General features: G+C 34.3%; 28 protein-coding genes and 1 pseudogene. 12 read left to right on the forward strand and 17 right to left on the reverse strand.

Going from position 1 to position 22,916, the window contains the following annotated elements:
- Position 1: 1 nt before the first annotated feature.
- The 7 genes from IJL02_RS10995 to hpt all read right to left on the reverse strand — a co-directional run bounded on the left by IJL02_RS10995 (position 2) and on the right by hpt (position 4,348).
- Positions 2–985 carry a topoisomerase IV gene (locus IJL02_RS10995; protein ID WP_292816358.1) on the reverse strand — a complete coding sequence of 328 codons (984 nt, stop codon included), beginning with the start codon at positions 983–985 and terminating at the stop codon, positions 2–4.
- 11 nt (positions 986–996) lie between these two features.
- Complete coding sequence (locus tag IJL02_RS11000; protein ID WP_292816360.1) at positions 997–1,305, reverse strand: transcription factor S; 309 nt, start codon at positions 1,303–1,305, stop codon at positions 997–999.
- Positions 1,306–1,385: 80 nt separating this feature from the next.
- The gene (locus tag IJL02_RS11005; RefSeq protein WP_292816362.1) at positions 1,386–1,808 is read right to left on the reverse strand and encodes an NUDIX hydrolase; all 423 of its coding nucleotides are present in this window, start codon (positions 1,806–1,808) and stop codon (positions 1,386–1,388) included.
- Between the two features lie 29 nt (positions 1,809–1,837).
- Entirely contained in the window at positions 1,838–2,116 is a 279-nt protein-coding gene (locus IJL02_RS11010) for a DNA-directed RNA polymerase subunit L (RefSeq protein WP_292816364.1), read from the reverse strand.
- 13 nt (positions 2,117–2,129) lie between these two features.
- Positions 2,130–2,672 carry an exosome complex RNA-binding protein Csl4 gene (locus IJL02_RS11015; RefSeq protein WP_292816483.1) on the reverse strand — a complete coding sequence of 181 codons (543 nt, stop codon included), beginning with the start codon at positions 2,670–2,672 and terminating at the stop codon, positions 2,130–2,132.
- Positions 2,673–2,772: 100 nt separating this feature from the next.
- A complete protein-coding gene (gene dph2, locus IJL02_RS11020) occupies positions 2,773–3,777 on the reverse strand; it encodes a diphthamide biosynthesis enzyme Dph2 (RefSeq protein WP_292816367.1) in 1,005 nt (334 codons plus the stop codon).
- Between the two features lies 1 nt (position 3,778).
- Complete coding sequence (gene hpt, locus IJL02_RS11025) at positions 3,779–4,348, reverse strand: hypoxanthine/guanine phosphoribosyltransferase (RefSeq protein ID WP_292816369.1); 570 nt, start codon at positions 4,346–4,348, stop codon at positions 3,779–3,781.
- 98 nt (positions 4,349–4,446) lie between these two features.
- Here hpt and IJL02_RS11030 point away from each other — a divergent pair, with 98 nt between their 5' ends.
- The 8 genes from IJL02_RS11030 (at position 4,447) to IJL02_RS11065 (ending at position 11,246) form a co-directional block, all read left to right on the forward strand.
- Positions 4,447–5,796, forward strand: coding sequence for a signal recognition particle protein Srp54 (locus IJL02_RS11030; protein WP_292816371.1), 1,350 nt, complete (start codon positions 4,447–4,449; stop codon positions 5,794–5,796).
- A gap of 1 nt (position 5,797) precedes the next feature.
- On the forward strand, positions 5,798–7,006 hold the full coding sequence (locus IJL02_RS11035) for a tRNA pseudouridine(54/55) synthase Pus10 (protein WP_292816373.1): 1,209 nt from the start codon (positions 5,798–5,800) through the stop codon (positions 7,004–7,006).
- A gap of 5 nt (positions 7,007–7,011) precedes the next feature.
- Positions 7,012–7,479 carry a cyclic pyranopterin monophosphate synthase MoaC gene (gene moaC, locus IJL02_RS11040; RefSeq protein WP_292816375.1) on the forward strand — a complete coding sequence of 156 codons (468 nt, stop codon included), beginning with the start codon at positions 7,012–7,014 and terminating at the stop codon, positions 7,477–7,479.
- Positions 7,480–7,548: 69 nt separating this feature from the next.
- Positions 7,549–7,710 carry a preprotein translocase subunit Sec61beta gene (locus IJL02_RS11045; RefSeq protein ID WP_292816377.1) on the forward strand — a complete coding sequence of 54 codons (162 nt, stop codon included), beginning with the start codon at positions 7,549–7,551 and terminating at the stop codon, positions 7,708–7,710.
- Positions 7,711–7,759: 49 nt separating this feature from the next.
- Positions 7,760–8,584, forward strand: coding sequence for an imidazole glycerol phosphate synthase subunit HisF (gene hisF / locus IJL02_RS11050; RefSeq protein WP_292816380.1), 825 nt, complete (start codon positions 7,760–7,762; stop codon positions 8,582–8,584).
- Positions 8,581–9,486 (forward strand): DNA glycosylase, encoded by a 906-nt coding sequence (locus tag IJL02_RS11055; RefSeq protein ID WP_292816382.1) that lies wholly within the window; start codon positions 8,581–8,583, stop codon positions 9,484–9,486. Before hisF ends, IJL02_RS11055 begins: the two co-directional genes overlap by 4 nt.
- Before the next feature lie 36 nt (positions 9,487–9,522).
- Entirely contained in the window at positions 9,523–9,873 is a 351-nt protein-coding gene (locus IJL02_RS11060; RefSeq protein WP_292816384.1) for a VOC family protein, read from the forward strand.
- Between the two features lie 2 nt (positions 9,874–9,875).
- Complete coding sequence (locus tag IJL02_RS11065) at positions 9,876–11,246, forward strand: MFS transporter (protein ID WP_292816386.1); 1,371 nt, start codon at positions 9,876–9,878, stop codon at positions 11,244–11,246.
- A 186-nt stretch (positions 11,247–11,432) separates the two neighbouring features.
- Here the strand turns inward: IJL02_RS11065 and IJL02_RS11070 are convergent.
- Positions 11,433–12,026 (reverse strand): annotated as a pseudogene (locus IJL02_RS11070) (HNH endonuclease); the annotation flags it as partial.
- A gap of 144 nt (positions 12,027–12,170) precedes the next feature.
- Complete coding sequence (locus IJL02_RS11075; protein WP_292816390.1) at positions 12,171–12,602, reverse strand: peptidylprolyl isomerase; 432 nt, start codon at positions 12,600–12,602, stop codon at positions 12,171–12,173.
- Positions 12,603–12,671: 69 nt separating this feature from the next.
- Here IJL02_RS11075 and IJL02_RS11080 point away from each other — a divergent pair, with 69 nt between their 5' ends.
- Together IJL02_RS11080 and IJL02_RS11085 are read left to right on the forward strand one after the other, a co-directional pair.
- Positions 12,672–13,832, forward strand: coding sequence for an acetylornithine transaminase (locus IJL02_RS11080; RefSeq protein ID WP_292816392.1), 1,161 nt, complete (start codon positions 12,672–12,674; stop codon positions 13,830–13,832).
- Positions 13,833–13,840: 8 nt separating this feature from the next.
- Positions 13,841–14,542: a hypothetical protein gene (locus tag IJL02_RS11085; RefSeq protein WP_292816394.1), complete on the forward strand. Its 702-nt coding sequence runs from the start codon at positions 13,841–13,843 to the stop codon at positions 14,540–14,542.
- On the opposite strand, the gene IJL02_RS11090 is transcribed toward IJL02_RS11085, so the two are convergent.
- Complete coding sequence (locus tag IJL02_RS11090; protein ID WP_292816396.1) at positions 14,539–14,943, reverse strand: NUDIX domain-containing protein; 405 nt, start codon at positions 14,941–14,943, stop codon at positions 14,539–14,541. The genes IJL02_RS11085 and IJL02_RS11090 overlap by 4 nt on opposite strands.
- Before the next feature lie 130 nt (positions 14,944–15,073).
- Between IJL02_RS11090 and lysA the strand changes: the two genes are divergently transcribed.
- Both lysA and dapF read left to right on the forward strand, forming a co-directional pair.
- On the forward strand, positions 15,074–16,357 hold the full coding sequence (gene lysA, locus IJL02_RS11095; RefSeq protein WP_292816398.1) for a diaminopimelate decarboxylase: 1,284 nt from the start codon (positions 15,074–15,076) through the stop codon (positions 16,355–16,357).
- A 10-nt stretch (positions 16,358–16,367) separates the two neighbouring features.
- Complete coding sequence (gene dapF / locus IJL02_RS11100; protein ID WP_292816400.1) at positions 16,368–17,228, forward strand: diaminopimelate epimerase; 861 nt, start codon at positions 16,368–16,370, stop codon at positions 17,226–17,228.
- A gap of 9 nt (positions 17,229–17,237) precedes the next feature.
- Here the strand turns inward: dapF and IJL02_RS11105 are convergent, their stop codons facing one another.
- The 7 genes from IJL02_RS11105 to nrdD form a co-directional block, all read right to left on the reverse strand.
- Positions 17,238–17,396: a hypothetical protein gene (locus IJL02_RS11105; RefSeq protein WP_292816402.1), complete on the reverse strand. Its 159-nt coding sequence runs from the start codon at positions 17,394–17,396 to the stop codon at positions 17,238–17,240.
- A gap of 12 nt (positions 17,397–17,408) precedes the next feature.
- Positions 17,409–17,993: a HemK2/MTQ2 family protein methyltransferase gene (locus IJL02_RS11110; protein WP_292816404.1), complete on the reverse strand. Its 585-nt coding sequence runs from the start codon at positions 17,991–17,993 to the stop codon at positions 17,409–17,411.
- 6 nt (positions 17,994–17,999) lie between these two features.
- Positions 18,000–18,872 (reverse strand): 16S rRNA (adenine(1518)-N(6)/adenine(1519)-N(6))-dimethyltransferase RsmA, encoded by an 873-nt coding sequence (rsmA, locus tag IJL02_RS11115; RefSeq protein ID WP_292816406.1) that lies wholly within the window; start codon positions 18,870–18,872, stop codon positions 18,000–18,002.
- Positions 18,873–18,881: 9 nt separating this feature from the next.
- Complete coding sequence (locus IJL02_RS11120; protein ID WP_292816408.1) at positions 18,882–19,502, reverse strand: DUF655 domain-containing protein; 621 nt, start codon at positions 19,500–19,502, stop codon at positions 18,882–18,884.
- Positions 19,503–19,662: 160 nt separating this feature from the next.
- Positions 19,663–20,007 (reverse strand): RNA polymerase Rpb4 family protein, encoded by a 345-nt coding sequence (locus IJL02_RS11125; protein WP_292816410.1) that lies wholly within the window; start codon positions 20,005–20,007, stop codon positions 19,663–19,665.
- 5 nt (positions 20,008–20,012) lie between these two features.
- Entirely contained in the window at positions 20,013–20,303 is a 291-nt protein-coding gene (locus tag IJL02_RS11130; protein ID WP_292816412.1) for a 50S ribosomal protein L21e, read from the reverse strand.
- Positions 20,304–20,572: 269 nt separating this feature from the next.
- Positions 20,573–22,903: an anaerobic ribonucleoside-triphosphate reductase gene (gene nrdD, locus IJL02_RS11135; RefSeq protein ID WP_292816414.1), complete on the reverse strand. Its 2,331-nt coding sequence runs from the start codon at positions 22,901–22,903 to the stop codon at positions 20,573–20,575.
- Positions 22,904–22,916 lie beyond the last annotated feature (13 nt).

A 22,916-nucleotide genomic window follows, 5' to 3' on the forward strand; every position in this document is an offset into this window, starting at 1 on the left:
TTTATTTTTCTGTTTTATCTTCACCATCTATGGAAATGATTGGAATATCATCAATATCTTCAACTTCAGCGAAAATATCATCAATAGACTCATAATCACGAACAACCTGTTCATATTCAAGTTCTTCAATTTCTTCAGCGGTTAAACCTTTTTTATCTTCTGGTTTTTCACGTGCTGGAGGAATTTTATCAAGTTCCTCTTGAGTCGGTGGTGCTGGTTTTTTTGGTGCTGATGGTCTTTTAAGTTTGTTTTTAATGTCTTTAATATTAAATTCACCAATTTTGTAAGATTCCTTGTCTAATGGAATGTTACTTTTGGGGATGATTTTTTCTTCTTGTTCTTTTTTGGTTTTGGAAGATTCATCGTCATCATCCTTATCAACGGAATTTATATTATTTGAAATTCCTTCCAGAGGATTAAATCCTAAAACCTTAATTAATCCATAGATTAATAATAATAGTCCAAATATGAAAAATATAACGGATATAAAGTTTGTTTCACCTGAAACAACATTATCTATGACTCTGTCACTACGTGATGAGAAAACAAATGCGCCGACAGCTATCAGTATCAATCCTAAAAATGCACTAACAAGTGCCAAAACAGGGGTTCTGCCAACTTTTGCATTAATCAGGTTGTCAAAACTTTCACTCATGTCACTAGTGAAATCATCAAACATGTCTTCAGATTCATATTCTTCATCTTCTTCGGATGATTCTTTTTCTTTTGGTGTATTGATTATGAATTCATCGTCAATAGGGGTTTCTTCTAAATTAATGGCATATGGGTTATCATCATCCGGATGATAAATGAATTCATCATCTATTTCATAATCTCCGTTTTCGTGATTTTCGTTGAGATAGTTAATTAATTCAGCATCTTCTTCAACATCATCACTAACATCATTGACCTCGCTGGTTGTCACGTTGTCAATCATATCTTTAAGATTAGAAATCCTATGCTCTTTTTCTTTAGAATCTTTCATAAAACACCCTCTTAATCATATGCTCTCCATGTATGTTTACATTTAGAACATTTAAAAATTCGGGTTGGAGCTTCATCAGCACTACGGGTTTGAATTAATTTATAAGTAGCTTTATCATGTCCGCATTCAGGACAGGTTTCATTTACGGTAGGGCCAACTTCAATATCTTCTCCAAGCATTTTAACATTATCTTTAGCTTCTATATCTTTAGAAACTTTGTATTTGTTATCATTTGATAAATCTTTAGAATATCCGCATTTGCATTCTAATTTACCATCCTTTGGAAATAACATAGCTCTACAATTGGGACAAAATTCCATTTAACTCTCCTCTATTAATTTTTTTATAAATACTCTATATAATCATAAATTATTTTTTTAAATTATTTAAATATATAGCATCATATGCTCTTTTTTACGGTTTTTAAGCAATCGTTAATAATTTTTTCATGGTCAAAAGCAATATTTATTTCATCCAGTTTTTCTAGTGAAAATATTGCAATGTCACTTGCATCGCTGTCAGCTTTTTTTTCACTGATGTCTCCTTTTGCTGTGTAAACTATTGTCACGGTATGTCCTCTCGGATCTCTATCTGGCTTGGAATAGACATTAACCAGGTCTTTAAGAGTAACATCAATGCTGGTTTCTTCTTTTGCTTCTCTAATGGCTGCAGTTTCAACGGTTTCGCCATATTCTACAAATCCCCCAGGCAACGCCCAACAATCCTTATAAGGTTCATTTTTTCTTTTAATTAAAATGAAATCAAGATTGTCATCAAAAATAAAGATATCAGTTGTTAATGAAGGAATTTTGTAATTTGCCATCAAATCACATTAAAAAAATAATAGTGAAGCTATAAAGCTTCGTCAATAAGTTTTTTAAAGTCAGTACTTTCTTTTTGGAGTTCTTCAGCTGCTTTTTTCAAGACAACTCTTGGTCTTTTTCCTCTTTTTGTTTTGATTGTCATTTCTGGTTTTCCAGTTAGAGGGTGATCAATATTGTAAACAGCATATTCAACGTCCGGATCCTGCATTAAAATGTGTCTTAATGCATTGCAAACTCCATGACTTTCATCTTTTACAATAAATGTTAATTCTAAAGTTTTATCTTCAATAATTTCAATATTTTCCATTTTATCAACCTAATTAATCATTAATGTAGTTTTTAGAAACTTTACGCCTTTCTTTTTTATTACAAGTATTACATTGAAGTTCATTTTCCTTTGAGGTAGTGTGCATATAATCTCTGCAGCGTGTACACATTGCCTTAAGCACTCCGCAATCCTCATCAACGGTACCTAAATCAACATTATCTCCTGTAATTTTTACTACTTTAGCTTGGATAATGTCTCCTATTCTAAAAGCGTCTGATAATTTTTCTAGATAATCTTTTTTAGCTTGAGATATATGGATTGCTCCCATATAAGGAAGAGCTAAAGGTCTTGCATTATCTTTAATGCATTCGATATTCACGTTTGCTCTTTGAGGTTTAATATCGGTAATCTGACCGTATACTATATCTCCAACTTTTAGAAGAGCTGGTTTTGCAGTACCCTCAACAGAAATAACCTTCATTTTTTGATTAATTTTAACATTACCAAGTACTGATGATTTTATGTCACCATTATCGTCATAAGTACCTTCTCCTGGGAGATACTGTTCGATTATTCCTAATTTATCTCCAGGCATTACTATTTTATCTTCTTTCTCACTCAATTAAAATCACCAAAATAAAAGATTTATAAAAAATTTCTTAATATAATAATTTTATTTATATTAATATTTAAAGCTATTTATACCTTTCATGGAATAAAATTTCATCCAACTGGTAGTTTTCCCATTCTCTTTTATTCAATACAATTTCCAATTCCTGCGGTGTTAAAAGTGGTTTTTTATACATCTGCGAATCATCAATTGCAATTCTAGGACAGGCACTAACAACAAATGCTTCCAGTTCAAGATAAGGTAGCAATATATCCGGATTGATATTGTCCGCTAAGATGATGTAGGCTTCCATTCCATGGTCTTCGAGATTCTTTTTGATTGCTTTTGCAAGTTCCATCCGATATTGTCCTTCTTTAGATGATACAATAATTCCCCATTTTGTTGCGCTCCGGGCTTTAGTAATTCTGGCGAATCTAATCCTCAGAATTCTGTCGGCATACTCATCCATTGTTCTTAATTCATTATTATACGGATCAATAGCCAATACTGGGGTACTTGCAAACAGATTAATTCCTAAAGGGTGGAAGTTTCCGCTTCCGATAAAAAGGATTATTTCAACGTCCAAATCTTTGATGGATGAAAAGTTACAGCCTAAAACCTGTCCTTTTCTGGTTGATGGGGAAGATCCTAAAATCACTTCCTTGCCGTTATCTTCCAAGTAATCTTTAATTTCAGCTAAAAGATGCAGGTGTTGTGTTGTTGTTACAAGTCCAACTCTTGAATAATTTTTAAGTTCTTCCAGGGATTTTTCTAGACTTTTTTTAATGTCAATCTTTGAAAAAGCTTCAATAAAAAGTGTCGGAACTTCATATTTCAGTGGAAGTGGTGTGTGTCCGTAGTGTACTATCAAATCGACTGACCCCTTCATTTTCCAGTCACTTACATCACAGGCTCCAAAGCAAGGGTCACCAGAAATAATGACTGTTGCATCGGTTTCTGCCTCAATTTTACGGGCAATTTTTACCGCCTGCATTTTAAGACCCTCCGGAAACTGAAGGCCGACGGTTTGTGCATCTTTTGAATTGATCTTACGGATTACTTTGTCCAAATCCATATCATACATTGACATTTTAATCTTCGATTGTTTTTTCAATAACTACTTTTCCATCGATAACATCTAATTTCACGATAGACAATACATCTATTCCAGTTTCTTTTTCAACAATTTCTTTTCCTTCACCTTTTTCAATGACTGCTACTGTTGATTTTATATCAAGGCCTAAATCCTGTAAGGTTTTAATTAAAGCTATTAATGTTCCTCCGGTACTTACAACATCATCTATAAGCAATATTTTTTCCCCTTTATGTAAATCGTTGATATAAAGGTTTGATGAACCGTAGCCTGTTTTCTGATAAACTTCAAATTCACCTTCAAGACCGTATTGTCTTTTACGTATCACAACAAATGGAATATCGGTTGCAAGAGATAGGGCGGTAGCCAAGTGTATTCCCATAGCTTCAACAGCCACAATTTTATCAACATCTAAATCTGCATGTTTATGAACAGCTAATGATAATTCACGCAACATTTTAGGGTCCATTGCAGGAACTCCATCACTAATTGGGTTTACAAAGTAATTGTAGTCACCTTTTTTCACAATTGGTGATGCTTCTAAAGATTTTTTTACTTCCTCTAACATAGTCTCACACAAAAAATTTAAAACTTAAGTAAATATAAATATATTTTAATATGATTATATAATTTTGCTAATATGAATTTTTTATTGAGTGATTAAAAATGGCAATGCTCGGAAATTTAGGAGAAAATCTTACTAATACGATGAAAAAGTTAGTGGGAATGTCTGTTATTGATAAGAAAACAATAAAAGAAGTTGTCAAAGACATTCAACGTGCTTTAATTCAATCTGACGTTAATATTAAATTAGTTTTAGATTTATCAAAAAAAATTGAGGAAAGGGCTCTTGAAGAGGAACCTCCAAAGGGTATTACTCCAAGAGAACATGTTATAACCATCATTTATGAAGAGATGGTAAACCTTTTAGGCAGTGAGGCTGCCGGACTGGACATTAATGAAAGGCCTTACAAAATTCTGTTCCTGGGTCTTCAGGGTAGTGGTAAGACTACTACAATCGGTAAATTATGCAGATACCTGCAAAAGAAAGGTTTCAACCCAGCAGTGGTCTGTACAGATACATGGAGGCCTGCGGCTTACGAACAGTTAAGGCAACTGACTGAAGAGATGGATGTTCCGTTATATGGGGATCCTGAAAATAAGGATGCTCTCGATTTGGCCCAAAAAGGTTTGCAGGAATTTAAAAACAGAAAAGTTATTATTTTCGATACTGCAGGTAGGCACAAGCAGGAAGAAGATCTGATTGCTGAGATGGACGAATTGGATAATATAATTAATCCTACCGAAGCTATTCTTGTTATTGACGGTACAATAGGCCAACAGGCAGGTGAACAGGCAAGAGCATTTTCACAGGCTACAGATATAGGATCAATCATCATTACCAAATTGGACGGTTCAGCCAAAGGGGGAGGTGCAATGTCTGCTGTAGCAGAAACAGGTGCTCCAATCAAATTCATCGGTACCGGTGAGAGAATTGATGACTTTGAGCTATTTGATCCTGAAAGATTTATTTCAAGACTGCTTGGAATGGGAGACATCAAATCCCTTATAGAAAAAGCTGAGGAAAACATTGACGAGGACATTGCCGAAAAAACCATGAACAACATGCTGACAGGTAAATTCACATTAATGGACATGAAAAACCAGTTTGAAATGATGAACAGTATGGGTCCGATGCAGCAGGTCCTTAATATGATTCCTGGAATGGGAAACAAGATTACAAAAGAAGCGTCAAAAATGACAGAAGATAAAATAGATTCCTATAAAATCATGATGTCCTCAATGACAGAAGAGGAAATGCTAAATCCTAAAATCATCAAACAGTCACGTGTCCGCAGAATTGCTCGTGGGTCAGGTGTTGATGAAAGTGAAGTCAAAGAACTTTTAAGATATTACAACAACACCAAAAAGACCATGAAAGGTATCGGAAAACGTGGTGGCCGTTTAGGCGGCGGTGCAATGAATCGTATGATGGGCCAATTCATGAACAGATAACATGTACGAATTAGCTAAAAAAATTTTGGATGAAACAGATGGAAAAATCTGTAAAAATTGTTTAGGACGTAAATTATCAAAAACAATTGAAGGCTCAAACAACATTGAAAGAGCTGATAAAGTATGTGACGAGTTCGGCATTGACTTGGATGACGTTGAATGCGTAATCTGCGATAACCTGTTTGACAAACTTGATGAGAATTTATACAAAAAGATTGATGATAAAATCAAACAGTTAGGCGTTGAATTTGAAACATTTCTTGTAGGATCTCAAATTGATAAGGAAATTCAAAAAAGAGATGAAGAATTTTCCGAAAAATTCGATTTAACTGTTGAAACCATTAAAAAAGAAGTAAACCGGTTAATTGGTCTTGGAATTTGGGAAAGGTATGATAAAGAAGCCGAATTTGAAAGACAAGACATTGTTTTTAATGTTGATTTAAGAAGAAAGCCAAAAGTTAAAATTCAGATTAATCCGTTATACATTGAAGGTAAATATAATAAATTAAAACGTGGAATACCTCAGACAAAATGGCCTTGCAGCAAATGTAAAGGCAGAGGATGTGAAGAATGTAATTTCACAGGAAAACAATATCCCGAATCAGTAGAAGAGTTAATCTCCGAGCATGTATTAAAGTTAACCAAAGGTCGTGAAGCAAAATTCCACGGTGCCGGCCGTGAAGACATTGATGTGTTAATGTTGGGTTCCGGCAGGCCATTCGTTTTGGAAATTAAAGAACCGAGAATCCGAAATCTGGATTATGCTAAACTGGAATCTGAAATAAATAAGATAAATGAGGGAAAAACTGCTTATCATAATCTCCATCCATGTGAAAGGCCAAGAAAAGCTGAAATTAAACAGTCCTCACCTAATACGTATAAAGTTTATAGGGCAATCGTTAAATGTGATGAGGCATTTGACGAGTCCAAACTCGATGAATTAACAAAACTAAATGAAATCCACCAGCAAACACCATTGCGCGTACTTAGAAGACGTACCGATATGGTGCGCATTAAACATGTTCTTGATTTGTCATATGAAATAATTGATGATATGACATTTGCAATGACCATCAAAACAGAGGGTGGACTATACATTAAAGAATTAATTTCCGGCGATGAAGGAAGAAGCAAACCTAATGTAGGTGAAATATTGGGCGTTAATGCTATTTGCGAACAATTAGATGTAATTGAAGTAAGTGAGAAGTAGATATTATGGGAGATGAATTTACACATTTAACAGACAGTGGAGTACACATGGTTGAAGTTGGCTCAAAACCTGACCAAAAAAGAAGAGCTATTGCAAAAGGAAGTATTTTTTTAGACAAAAATACAGTAGATTTAATTCAAAATGAGGAAATCAAAAAAGGAAATGTTTTAACTACTGCTCAAATTGCAGGAATTCAGGCAGTTAAAAACACTTCATCAATTATTCCACTTTGCCATCCGTTAGCCTTAACAGGAATAGAACTTGATTTTGAAGTTAAAGACACTGAAATAATAGCTACATGCGCAGTTAATACTTTAGGCAAAACTGGTGTTGAAATGGAAGCAATAACTGGTGTTAGTGTAGCATTGCTTACTGTATGGGACATGGTAAAAGCTGTCGAAAAAGATGAGGATGGTCAATACCCGGATACAAGAATCAGCGATATTAAAGTAATCAAAAAAGAAAAAATTTAAACTTTATATACTAGTAATAAAATAATTATATACAGTTATTTTTATTGATTAATTTAAGGGAGAATTATTATGGCGAAAAAAGATGATAAAATTTCTATGCCTCAAACCGGTGCAGGTTTAGTAAGATACTTTGATGAAGAAAGTTTAGGTCCAAAACTTTCCCCTGAGCATGTTCTTATTGCTACTATAATTTTAGCTATATTCTGTTTTGTTTTAAGATACTCAGCTTAGATATTGTTTTTTAAAACAATACTACTTTTTTTTATTTATTTTGATATTCATGTTAACTAAAAGAATTATTCCTTGTCTAGATTGTGATTTGCAAGTTCCAGAAGGCAGAGTCGTTAAAGGTGTTGAATTTAAACAGATCAGATATGCTGGTAATCCGGTAGATCTTGCAACACGTTACTATGAGGAAGGTGCTGATGAGGTAGTCGTATTGGATATTACTGCATCACATGAAAGACGTGCCACCATGGCCGATGTTATTGACAGGTTGACTGAAAATGTTTTTATGCCTATCTGTGTAGGCGGTGGAATAAGAAAAGTTGACGATTATATTAAAATGCTAAAGGCCGGAGCGGATAAATGCTCAACAAACACTGCGGCAATTAAAAATCCGGAACTTTTGACTGAAGCTTCCAAAGTTGTAGGTTCACAGGCAGTTGTAATTGGAATTGATGCCAAAAGAAGATATGTGGACCATCCGGATGACGTGCCGGATAAGATTGTCATTGAAACTGAAAACGGATATTGCTGGTTTGATACAAGCATTTATGGCGGACGTGAGTTCACAGGCATAGATGCTATTGCATGGGCAGTCAAATGTCAGGATTTGGGTGCAGGTGAAATTCTTTTGACCAGTATGGATGGTGACGGTACTCAAAATGGGTATGACATTGAGTTAAATAAAGCTATCAATGATGCAGTTGATATTCCGGTTATTGCAAGTGGCGGTGTTGGCGAGCCGAGTCATATTTTGGAAGTATTTGAAAAAACCGATGTCAGTGCAGCTCTTGCAGCAAGCATATTTCATTTTAATCAGTATTCAATAGGCACAGTTAAACAATACTTAAAAGAAAATAATGTGGCTGTTAGATTATGATAATTAAAGCCCCTATTGATTTGGAATTAACCCAAATGTCCGGTCAGACTTCTCAGCCTCCATGGTTTAGGGAAAATGACTCTTTTAGAGAAGTTGTCATGGTTAGGGATAAACCGGTTCTTTTTGATGTTAAACAATCTGGAGATTATTTGGATTTTGATTTTACAGGAGATATTTCAAAAAAGCAGGCAATTTCCAAATTGAAGTATATTTACGATTTGGATTTTGATTTGAATAAATTTTATAAGTATTTGTCCAATCATGCAGAACTCAGTGAAATGTCAGAATTTTGCAATGGCTTGAGACTATTTCTTGCAAAGGATGAGTTTGAATGTATAATCTCATCAATTTCATCGGCAAATAATTCTATCAAACGATGGACAAAATCCATGTGCGATATGAAAGAAAAATGGGGAAATAACTATTTTGATAATTATTATACATTTCCAGATAAAGTAATAATTCAGGATTTATTCGAAGATGATGATGAAGAATCGTTGGTTTGCGGTAAATCTTGTGGAAATAACTTGAAATCATGTGGTGTCGGATATCGAGCACCCTATATGAAAAAGGCTTCAGAATTTTTTACAGTTGAAATGGACCTCTCGGAAATTTATAAAATGTCATATGATGAAGCATTTGACACCATTTTAAAAGTTCCGGGCGTAGGACCTAAAGTCGCTGACTGCATATTGCTTTATGGTTTTAATTTTAAAGAGGCGTTTCCATCTGATGTTTGGATAAAACGCATTGTATCTCACCTGTACTTTGATGGAAAAGATATAAGTGTATCCAAGGTAAGGGATTTTGGAATGGAGCAATTTGGAGAAAATGCAGGTTATGTTCAGCTGTACATGTTCCATTATGCGCGCATGTCCGGATTAATGCAGAAACTGAAATAGAATTTATTATATCTGATAAAAAATATACTATTTTTCATGAAAATCAGATATGCTACAATGATTGTTGATGACATGGCTGAAAGCGTCAAATATTACACAGAAACTTTTGATTTTACTTTTGATGAGGAATTTGATGTTCCGGGCGGTAAAATTACATTGCTTAATGGTGATGGATTTGCTGGACTGGAATTAATCGAAAGTACTGCTTTTGAAACTGGAATCTATTCTATCGGCATGGATGTTGAAGATATTAATGAAGAGATTAAAAAATTAGAGGAAAAGGGAGCTAATATTGCTTTAAAACCTGTTGAAACTCAAGTTGGGTACATGGCTAGAGTTATAGATCCCAACGGAATTAACATAGTTTTAGTACAACACACAAGATAATTATGAAATCAGAAAACCTAATTCTTTTGATTTGTTCGGTATTGTCATTTTTCACTGTTTTTGCAGTCAATGCAGTGACAGTTGTAATTCCAACAATCGCTGCCGAATTTCAGATGAGCAATATTGTTCAAAATTGGGTTACAATTATCTTTCTGTTGGTTGTAGCTGTAATGTCTGTTCCGGGAGGTCAGATTTCCGGAAAATATGGTCTTAAGAAGGTTACAGTCTTAAGTATTGTTCTTTTTATTATAATTTCTGTTGTTAATGTTTTGGTCACATCGTCAGAGCAGTTTTTGGCATGCCGTTTAATATTGGGAATTTCACTGTCTTTAATCAATGTCACATCAATGGCTATGGTAGTTTCAGCTTTTAAGCCTCAGGAGAGAGGAAAAGCTCTGGGAATTAATATTACTGCCGTTTATATCGGGCTGTCATTATCTCCATTTCTTGGAGGTGTATTGAATTATAATTTGGGATGGAGGTCTGTAGTTTTATTCGGCGTTCCATTTTTATTTGTAATCCTGGCACTGCTATTATTCAAAGTAAAAGATGAGTGGATTACTTTTGAAAATGTTCCAATCGACTTTAAAGGATCATTAATATATGGAATTGGAATGGTCCTGTTCATATATGGATTTACAATACTAAATCAGACATTTGGTGTAATTTTAACTGTTTTGGGCATTGTCTTTTTAATTGTATTTTGCCTTATAGAATTAAAGCAGGACAATCCTGTCTTTGATGTAAGGTTTTTCAAAAATCGTCAATTCCTGTCAGCTAATTTTGCTTCTCTGTGCGCATATTTGGCGACATATGCTGTAACAACAATTTTAAATTATCATCTGCAATACATTAAGGGTTTTGATTCACAAATTGCAGGTATTATTCTTTTAGTTGCACCAATATGTCAAGTGATACTTGCTCCAATTGCAGGCAGGTTGTCTGACAGACATGTTCCTCAAAAATTGGCCGCAATCGGAATGGGATTAGGTACAGTTTCCTTGATTTTATTCTCATTTTTAAGCAATGAAACTTCCTTTGAATTTTTAATAGTGGCTATGGTTCTTTATGGTATTGGTTTTGGATTGTTTTCACCTCCAAATACAAATGTTATTATGGGTTCCGTTCCACCTAAAGACACATCAGTCGCATCCGCTGCGGTTTCAACAATGCGTACTGTTGGCCAGGCAATGAGTATGGGAATATTAACATTAATTTTTGCATTTGTGATGGGTAATGTACCGATAGTTGAAAAATACTTCCCTCTGTTAATTCAAAGCTGTCAGATAACATGTATCATCTGTGTGGTGTTATGCTTAGCATCAGTATTTGCTTCATTAGTTGGAATCAAATCTAATGGTGCTTCGAATTAATTCAATTCTTTTAATAATTCAAATATTCTTTTTGATTTAAATTGGCACCGGTTGTAGGTATGCTTTATGTTTTGAGGTTTTTGTGAGTCGTAATCAACCATATTTCTATATTTTCTTAAAACATTAAGTTTTTGTGCTATTTTCATTCCTTCATCTTATTTTTGGCAAAGGATATCTCGACCTCTTTTAGGTCGGGGAGGAATTTGCCAACTTCCATGCTATTAACCAGCCTTTCACTGGTTCTAATAATTTTAACTTTTTACTACTTACTCCTTGACTGACAACAGCACCATCAAATCTTTTTAATTGGAAGTAACCGCTACTGCGTTTGCCTGTGATAAAACAGTCTATTCCATTATACAGTACTTTATCAAACCTTCTGAATCCGTTAACGATGTAGGGTGATTGGTTGCGTTTTCGTATGCCTCCTTTTCCAGGTTTGGATTTATGGATTTGACGGTTATGTCTTCTGACTTTGCGATATAAGAATTCGACATTGGATTGTTCTGCATTGAAATTATGGCTGATTACATATGCATCATTGCAATGGGACTTACTAATACCAAGTTTTTCACGAGTGTATTTAGTCAGATACCCGAAAGTTTCAAAAACATTATCAAACTCATTTTTAAGCAATTCAACCAATCTTTTCCTCATGATATTCATGTGGGAAGCATGTTTGAATGATTTGACTTTTTTGTTGAATTTCAACTCTTTGTTATGAATCTTTTCGTGGCATTCTTTGCATAGTGTTGTGAGGTTTTCCATACTATCTGGGCCTCCATGACTTCTAAATTAGTTAAAATCTTATATTAACTATGTTGGAGGTTTTATTTATAATTTAACTTTTGTTTGAGGTCAATTTTACAAAACAAAAGCAATTTTACAGTAAAAAATAAAAAATAAGGTTGAAAGATAAAGAAATTATCTTTCTTCGATGGTGACTTTATTCATTTTGTCACCTTGGCGGATGGCATCTACAACATCTTGGCCTTTGATAACCTGACCAAATACTGTGTGAACACCATCTAAGTGTGGTTGTGGTGAGTGTGTAATAAAGAATTGGCTTCCACCGGTGTCTTTACCTGCGTGTGCCATGGATAATGCACCAGTACCGTGTTTATGTGGGTTTCCTTCAGTTTCACATTTGATTGTGTAACCTGGTCCTCCAGTTCCGTTTCCAATAGGACATCCGCCTTGAATTACAAAGTCCGGAATTACTCTGTGGAATGTTAAACCATCATAAAATCCTTCATTTGCTAATTTTTCAAAGTTAGCAACAGTTCCAGGTGCTTCATTTGGGAACAATTCAAGTTCAATGTTCCCTTTATCAGTTTCAATAATTGCGACTTTCATTTTATCACCAATTTTAAATAATATTATTATTATAAATGTTAATGATTAAATAGTTTATGGAGGATTAAAATGAATACTCAAGAATTAATTAAAATTGAAGATGATTATTTCATTAATACTTTTACAAGACAACCAATCGTTTTAGACCATGGAGATGGTGTAAAAGTAGTTGATATTGATGGAAATGAATACTTGGACATGTTTGCAGGCATTGCAGTTAATGCTTTAGGTCACAATCATCCTGCACTAGTCAAAGCTATTCAGGACCAGGCAGAAAAGCTTATTCACATTTCAAGTATTTACTACAATGAACCAGCTTTGGTATATGCTAAAAAATTGGTTGATTTGACTAGCTTTGATAGAATATTTTATGCAAACAGTGGTGCTGAGGCAAATGAAGGTGCCATTAAGTTAGCTGTAAAATACACTGGTAAAAGCGAAATAATTTCAACTGTTGATTCTTTCCACGGAAGAACAATAATGACTCTTGCAGCAACTGGTCATGAGGAGTACCATGAACCATTTAAGGCTGTCATGCCAAAAGGATTCATCAATGTCCCATATAATGATATTGAAGCCATTAAAGAAGCAGTAACCGAAAATACTGCCGCCATTATAGTTGAACCTATTCAGGGTGAAGGTGGAGTAAATGTCCCTGATGCAGATTATTTAAAACAAATTGAAGAGCTCTGTCATGAAAAGGACATTGTATTTATCGTAGATGAAGTTCAGACAGGATTTGGAAGATGCGGAACTTTATTTGCACATGAGTTATTTGGTGTAAAACCGGATATCATGACAATGGCTAAAGGTATTGGCGGAGGAGTCCCAATGGGCGGAATCCTTGCAACTGAAAAAGTGGCTGGAGCATTTGTACCTGGCGATCACGGAACCACTTTCGGCGGAGGTCCTTTGGTATGCGCAGCAGCCAATGCTGTTTTAGATACTTTTGAAAAAGAAAATATCCTTGATAATGTTAATGAAGTCGGCGAATATTTCATCGCTGAATTGAAAAAATTAGACAAGGACATTATTGCCGATGTAAGAGGTAAAGGATTAATAATTGGTTTGGAGCTAACAAAACCTGGTGCTGAATATGTTGATAAACTTCGCGAAGCCGGATTTTTAATCAACTGTACAGCAGACAATGTTTTAAGATTTGTTCCACCATTAATAATTACAAAAGAAGAGATTGATGAGTTTGTTAATGCTTTAGATGAAATTTTATAGGTGATACAATGGGCATACGTACTGAATATTCTTGCAGTGATTGTGGATTTAAATATGACGATTCCTCTGATATATTTTGGATTGATAGTGAAGGCAAGGTTCATGTGGGTATGCTGGCGGTCAGTTCATCTCAAAAAGCTTCCAACTCCCTTGCTTCAGGGGGAATTTATAAATATTACTGTTATAACTGCAAGAAATTTATTTATAATTTCCACATCAGCGAAAAATCCCCCACCATTTCAAAAGAGGTTATCATCCAGATTATAGAAAATATGGATGATAATACCAAAATCATAGATTTCGACAATAAGTTCCAAAACTGCATTGTTTGCGGCAAGGATTTGGATTTAAAGCTTGAAAAGGCATTCGCACTTGACATTGAAGGAAATTTCCATGTTGGTGATGTTGATTTGAATGATTTCGATGACAAACCGAATGACTTTTCCGGAAAGTATTACGGATATTACTGTAAGGATTGCTCAAAACAGATTAACAAGTTTGTTATTCATGAAAATAATGCAAATCTGGAAGATTCATTAATGAAAGAGATTTTAAAAGATCACACTAATGATTTGACAGTATTCATTGATGACAGCTATGACTATTGTCCGGATTGCGGAGATGAGCTTCATGTTTTAGGCGAATCTTCACTTTGTCCACACTGCCGAATGGGCATATTGGGTTTAGATAATCAAACTTTTGTTGATTAGATTTCCCAATTTCTTTTTTTTAATACTTTTTCAAGTGATGTGGATATTTTCAATGTTTTTATTTTCTCTAAATTAGCCCACATCCAGTCTGTGTGCTCTTCGCTGATTTCAACTTCACCGGTAACGTCGGTTAGATACATCATTAGCTGCACGGTTCTTTTGTGCATATAGTCATTCTGAATGGCTTCACAAAAGTCTCCTACTTTAACATCCAGTGAAGTTTCCTCTTTAATTTCACGAATCAGCGCATCGGCAAAAAATTCTCCTGCTTCAACTTTTCCACCAGGCAATTCCCACATTTCAGGGTCTGTTTTACTTTTAGGGTGTCTTTTGACTATTAAAATTTCATTGTTTTCATTTTTGATTATTCCCCGAACGGTTAAACCATAAGGCATATCCATACTATCACCTAATTAATATTTTCATTTCAATATTATTAATTCAATCGGCAAAATCATTTCCTTAAATAATTTTAAATAGATTGAGGGGAATATGTAAAAACATAATGTAACTTTTTATAGGAGTTTAATTATGGATTTAAATATTAAAATTAATGATAAAAACCACTTGGATATTGGTGGAGCAGATGCAATTGATATTGCAGAAGAATTTGGAACTCCAACCTATGTAATTGATGAGAATAGAATAAGAGATAACTATAAAAGATTTTATGGTGCTTTTACAAAATATTATTCTGATTTCAAAGTCTTTTACGCATGTAAAGCTAATACCAACCTTGCTGTAATGAAAATTTTAGAGTCTGAAGGTTGCTGTATTGATGCTGTATCTCCTGGAGAAGTTCACATATCTAAAATGCTCGGATTTTCCGGAGACAGAATTTTATTTACAGGTAACAACATTACCAACGACGAGTTGAAATTCGTACATGACGAAGGTGCGGTTTTAAATATCGATTCCGTATCAGCACTTAAAAGATTAGCTAAAGTAGTTGATCCTGAAGGATTAAAAATCTCATTTAGAGTTAACCCGATGGTAGGTGCAGGACACCACGACCATTGTATTACCGGTGGAGTAATGAGTAAATTCGGTATTATGGACAATGAAGCTGTAGAAGTCTATGAAATGGCAAAAAAATTAGGTTTCAACCCTATTGGTATGCACTCCCATATCGGATCCGGAATCCTTGATCCTGAACCGTTCAAATTAGCTATCGAATCAACAATGGACATTGCCGGAAAAGTTCACCAGGAAGCTGGAATTGACTTTGAATTTGTTGATTTCGGTGGTGGTGTAGGAATTCCATATACTCCTGAAGAAAACATTGTGGATTTGGATAAATTTGCTGAAGTTAATATCGGTTTATTTAAAGAAAAATTGGATGAATATGACATGGGAAATCCTACAATGTATTTGGAACCTGGAAGATACCTCGTAGGGGATGCAAGCGTTCTTCTCGTTACTGTTAACAGTGTAAAACAAAGTTACAGAAAATTCATAGGTGTAGACGCAGGTTTCCACACTCTCTTAAGGCCTGCAATGTATGATTCATACCACCATATTGTTGATGCAAGCAAAATGGATGCTGAAAATACTCAGGAAGTCGATATTGCAGGAAACGTATGCGAATCCGGAGATTTATTCGCACGTGACAGACCAATGCCTGATGTTGAAGAGGGAGATGTATTGGGAATATTGAATGCAGGCGCATACGGATTTACAATGGCATCCAACTATAATTCAAGACCATTGGCTTCTGAAGTATTGGTAACTGACGGAAAATGTAATTTGGTACGTGAAAGGGAAACCTTTGAAGATTTATATGCAAAACAGTCTGTACCTCCACACTTAAAATAAGTTGATTTTTATGGTAGATTTAAAAGGATTGAAATTTTCAAAAATGCACGGAATAGGCAATGACTTTCCAATAATCGATGAAAGTAAAGGGGAAGTCATTCCTGAAGCTGACAAACCTGAAGCATGCAGAATATTATGCCACAGAAACTTTGGAGTAGGCGGGGATGGTGTTTTATTTGTAGAACCATCTGAGGTAGCTGACATCGGATACAGGATGTTCAATCCAGATGGAAGCGAAGCTGAAATGTGCGGCAATGGTATTAGATGCTTTGGTGATTTTGTCTACAGAAAAGGTATTCTAAAACAGGAAAAAATGACTGTTGAGACAAGGGCAGGAATCAAAACAATTGAGATTACCTTACAAGATGATGAACCGGTATTATTCAAGGTGGATATGGGTTTATCAACATTCAAAACTCCTGAAATACCGATGACATCTGATGAGGAAGAGTTTTTAGACGGTGAACTGGAGGTTATCGATACAACTTTCAACCTCACTGCTATCAGTGTCGGAAATCCTCATGCGATAATCTTTGTTGATAATGTGGATGAAATCGACATAGACAAATACGGTCCTGCAATCGAAGCTCACGAAGTTTTCCCTGAAAAAATCAATGTGCACTTTGTTGAAGTTATCTCTAAAAACGAAGGTAAAATGATTACCTGGGAGAGAGGCGCCGGTGTGACACTTGCATGCGGTACAGGTGCAACTTCCACAGCTATTTCAGGCTATAAACTAGGTTTATTCGATGAAGATATTCTACTTCATTTGCCTGGTGGAGACTTAAAATTCAACGTTTATCAAAAAGACGAGTCCATTGGAGCTTTCATGGAAGGTCCTGCTGAACTTGTTTTTGATGGAGAATTATAATTCTCCTTATTATCTATTTTTTCTTATTAATCCTATTACAATATCTGCAATACCCAATATAATTACTATCGCCAGCCAAATGCTTACGTGACCTCTAAGTATAATGAATATTATTCCAAGTATTATCAGTGCGATTCCTGTTATAATTGACATTTTCCATTGTTCCATAATTTTCACCTTTTAAATTTTGTATGCATTAATTAATGTGATGTCTTCAAAAAAGAAGTGCTCTGAAGCGGCAATTTCTGCAATAAATCCCAATTCATCCAGCATGTCTAAAGTTTTCTCATTGTCTGAAAGTGAAGACTGAATCAGCTGGACAATTCCACCATCATTTAAATGATTTCCCACTTCATTTAAAAATAATTCTATAACTTTCCTGCCATTTAATCCACCATCAAATGCATAATTTAAATTGTCTTCAATAACTTCATCATCTTCAGTTGGTAGATATGGAGTATTAAATAAAATTACATCAAACTTTCTATTTTTCACAGGTTCAAACAAATTTCCAAATAGAATTTCAATGTTTTTGATATTGTTTGCCTCAAAATTTTTTCTTGCAAGCTCGCAGGCATCAAAATTAATGTCTGTCACGGTAATATTGTCGGTTAGTTTTGAAGCATACATTGCAACAATGCCCGATCCGGTTCCAATTTCTAAAACACTTTGCCCTTCTTTAATTTCCAAATTATCTGCTAACAGATAACTGTCTTCAGCAGGAATATAGACGTTGTCATCAGTATTTATAATAAAATCAGGCATAATATCTTACTCATTTAAAATTGAATTCAGTTCTTTTGATAAAAATAATATTTCTTCGGGCTTAATAGCTATTACCCTTTGCTTTAGATATTCATTCAACTCATCTGATTTGATACCATTGATTTTTTCTTTCATCTCTTTTTTGTCAAGCTTACAGATGATATGTCTTGAATCAATCAAAGCATTTCTGATTTTCTTGTTTCTATGCTGGAATAAAGCTTTTGTATATTTTGAGTATATCTTAAAATCCTCATCGGGGATTTTATTTTCTTTTGGAGTTAATTTAACTACTGTTGAATCAATCTTTGGTTTTGGTATGAAGCTTTCTGAACTTACATCCGTTAAAGTTTCGACATCGCATTTAAAATATAGCATTGCAGAAAGCCTGGAATAATCTTTAGTACCAACAGAGCCATTCATGCGTCTTGCAAACTCTTTTTGATACATTAAGATGGCTAAATCAAAATCATAATTTAAAAATTTAAAAGTTATAGGTGATGAAATTTGATAAGGTAGATTTGAGACGATTTTGTTGAAATATGGAAAATCAACGTTTAGTGCATCATCATTTATTAACTCTACATTATCTATTTTTTCTTTTTTAAGTCGTTTTTTTAGTATATTTGCAATATTGGGGTCTTGCTCGATAGCGATTACCTTTTTGGCTCGTCTGGCAAGTTCAATAGTTAGTGTTCCTATCCCAGTTCCTATCTCTAAAACAACATCATTTTTGTCAATGTTTGCGAAGTTAATAATCTGGTCTCGCTTATTCTTATCGATTAAATAATTTTGACCGAGATTTTTATTTAACTTTATTCCATATTCCTTCAAGATGTTTTTGGTTTCTTTAGATAGGGATTGGGAAGATTCACTATTCAAATTATCACTTTATCTTGATCTTCTTGGGGCTTGTGTAAATAGGTAATATTTACGTTTCCCTCTTCTAACAGTTGTGGTGTCTAATTCTTGTTTAACTCTGTTAACAATCATTCCTGCAGGGTCTGTTAAAGTAGGGAGTCTTTCGGAAATATCTGCAAAGCTTTCGAAAGGTTTTTCTTCTCTTGCATTAATAATATCCCACATGTATTTCTTACCAATTCCCGGAATTAGCTCTAAGCTGTGAAGCCTGGTACTTAGTGCTTCAGCATTATTGAAGAAAGCAACAAATTTTTCTTCATTAGCTTCTACGATGTCACGAATGGCATATTCAAGTTCTATTCTACTTGTTGCAGTAAGATTTTCGAAATTCAATTTGCCAAGAACTCTATAAATTTTATCTCTTTTTCCTTTCCCAATATATACTGTATCTTGGATTTCTAAATCTACGCCATTTTTAGGAGCTAATTCTAGTAAAGTGAATTGTTCTGTACCAATAGCTTGAGCAATTGCTTTTCCACCAAATTTAGACATGTCAGATTTAACATATCCTCTACTTAAATAATCAAGTATCACAGCATTTTCTTCTTTTTTTACTGCTGGTGTCCTCTCTTTTTTGTTATTATTATTCATCTTATCACTTCACTATTGTTTGTTGTCAGTCAAAAATTTGACTTAACATAAATCTTATTATTAGTTTTTATTTTTAAATGTAATAAACATATCTAAAAAAAGCGCATAAAAATTGATTTGATAATTGTAAAAATAAATAAAAAAAGGGAATAGTTAGCAACTATTCGATAATATCATATTGTTCCAAAAGTTCAAGAATTTTTTCCATTTCTTCTTTGTCAACTTGACCTGGTTCTTTTGCAAAAATTAACCTCATATCAGCTAAATCCTGAGGAACTAAATCTACAATATGAACCGCAACTTTTGGTCTTAATTTGAATTCGCTTTGAAGTTTTTCAATAATCTCTTCTGAATCTTCGACAGAATATCTTCTGAATCTAGCAAGATGATTTAAAGTAATGTTTTGCTCATAATTTAATTCATTATCTTCAGAAAAGTCTTCAAGAACTTTTTTAACTTTAGCGCCAGATATAGGTTCGCTTTCAATGATGTTTTTTCCGATCATAAAAATCAGTTTTGTAATTTTAAGTGGTCAGGTCTAACAATTAATTCTTTTGGTTTGTTTCCATCTTTTAAGGATACGATGTATGCTTTACCTTTCTGACCAGTGATTTTACCAGTTTTTCCATGAAATCTAGGAGATGGTTGTCCTTTTTGGATACTTGGGTTAATAGTAATGTGAACTAAGTCTCCTTCTTCGAATTTTTGGAGTCTGTTAGTAATAGGGTTAGTTCTACCCGGTCTTTGTACTTTAGTCATTTTTTTTCTTGATCTACTTTTTAATCCTCTTGATCTTTGCATTGTATTACCTCTTAAATCAGTTCTCGTCTGGGTATATAATTGAATCTATGTTATCAGCTACCTAGTATTAAAAAAGCCCATAAATACTAGTAACATAGAATATGAAAATAACAAATTATCATCAGTGATATGATAATATTATAATTTTAGTTTGATGGTATTAATATACTTTTACTTTTTCGGCGATTTTTAAAAAATTTTCTGTTTTTGAAAAAAATATTAGTCGATGGTTTTTTCGGTTTTAAAAAATGGTGTGAAGAAGATAACATTTAGTTATCTTCAAATCTTCTTCTGTCAATTAATTCTTGACGTTTACCTGGGTTCCATCCTCCGGATGCAGATTTTGCACGTCCAACTTGTTGAACGTATCCGGTAATCCTATCATACCATTCTACATCTTCGCTTTCACCGCAGGTAGGGCAAGTATTATTTAACCCTTTCATTAAAGTTTTACATTTAAGACAGAAACTTAAAGCTGAGCTGTAAGCCCAAAATCCGATGTCGGATTTTTTAGCTATTTTATTGGTTAAGCTCATTAATGAATCTGGATCTGAGTAAGATTCTCCCATGAATGCATGGAAGATGTGTCCACCAGGAGTTAAGCTGTGATATTGCTCTTCAATTTTGATTTTTTCAATTAAAGAAGCACTGGTATCTACTGGCACGTGAGAGGAGTTAGTGTAGTAGTTAGCATTTCCGTCACCTTGAACAATAACTTCATCTCCGAATTGTTTTTTATCAAGAGTTGCAAATCTGTATGCAGTAGATTCAGCTGGAGTTTGTAAAACAGACCATCTAAGTCCAGTTTCGTCTTTTAATTGGTTTGCTCTATCATTTACATATTCGAGACATTTTACACCAAATTTATTTGCATCTGGATTTTCGATACCTTCGCCAAATAAGGATAATAACATTTCATTAAGTCCAACGAAACCAAATGACAATGTTGAGTTTTGGATTCTGTAGTATGAATCTTCAGCAACTTGCTGTTTTAAGAACGGTAAGATATGGAAGTCATTTAAACATTTTAATCCTTGTTCTCTTCTAAGCATTAAGGTTTCAACTGCTAAATCCATGTATTCGTCTAAGTATTCAAATACTTGGGATTCGTCTTTGGATTGGTATCCGATTCTTGGGAAGTTTAGAGTTACGTATGCAAGGTTACCAGTTCTTAAACAGTCTTGGTCCCAGTCACCAGTCCAGGTGTCTTGTAAACAGGTTCTGCAGCCCATATAGTTTGCCATTTTTCCTCTGTATTTAGGGAACATGTTTACAAAGTAAGATGAACCGTATTTTGCAGACAATTCATGTACTAAACGGATATCATCTTCGTATTCACTGGTCATTGTTTCTTTACGGAGGGTGTAAATAGTATTTGGGAATAAATGAGGTTTACCTTCGTTATCTCCGTCAAGTAAAGTTTCAGTGAATGCTCTTTGGATTAATCTGGTTTCTTCTTCATAGTCTGCATAAGTTCCGACCACTTTACCTTTTGGACCGTATGCGGTTTCATCTTTTAAGAAATCAGGAACACCGAATTCTAATGCCATACTTGTGAATGGCACTTGGGATCCTCTTGCTGCGTATGCCATGTTCAAGTTGTAGACAAGCATTTGTACAGATTGTTTGATTTCATCATAAGTTCTTCCTCTTGCAAATGGAGCAACAAATACGTTCCATAAGGACATTCCTTGTCCACCGGACATGTTTTGTTGTGCTGCAAGCATAATTTCACCGGTGTGGTTCATTAAAGTTTCCATGTGGTTTGGTGCACCTGCAATGGATGTGTGGTCACCGGTACCGTCTACTTTAAGACCGTATTTGATGAAAGTTCTGATATCATGTTGCATACAGTTTAATGGTCTTCCAGCGAAAAACTCTAAATCGTGAATGTGAATGTCACCAGACATGTGTGCATCAGCTAAGTGTGCAGGCAACATTTTTAAAAGTGCATATTGTTTTAATGCTTCGTCAGCTACATGTTTGTGAATACTTTCAGGGTTGTGAATCATATTTGCATTATCTCTGTTACCATTTTCAATTAAAGAGGTAATGTTGTATACAGGGATACCTAAACGAGTGTAACGGCTTCTTAAGTCTTCTAAACCGTATTCAATCAATTTGGTGTTAACCATTTCCCTAATCATTGGAGCGGTTAAGTATTCAACATTTAATTTTTTAAGTTCTTTCCAGGTTTCAGTAGCAATTTCAAAAGCAGTTTCTTGGCTAGCACCGGTTTCTTCAATCAGGGTGTTAGCAATTTTTGATAAGTCAAATGCTTCAATAGTATCTCTGGAAGTACGTACTTTCAATTGGGTACTTGCTAAGTACTTGTTTGCTATTTCAGGGTCTATATCTTCAAGACATTCGTATACGATTTTTTTAATTTCTTTGGTTTTGATTCCATCGTATAATTGAGATACTACTGTAGCCACAATTTTGTCAGATTCAAAGAATGGTGTTTCAACCATTACTAATGATTTGACTAGCTTTTCGTAGCTAAATCTTTCTTTGATACCGTTATTTTTTTCTACATTAATTTTAACGGTTTCATTTAAATTATTACCTAATTCTGATATTTTTTCCATATATTTCACCACCATTTTTCCTACG

This window comes from Methanobrevibacter sp. (genome assembly GCF_017427765.1).
Lineage (GTDB): Archaea > Methanobacteriota > Methanobacteria > Methanobacteriales > Methanobacteriaceae > Methanocatella.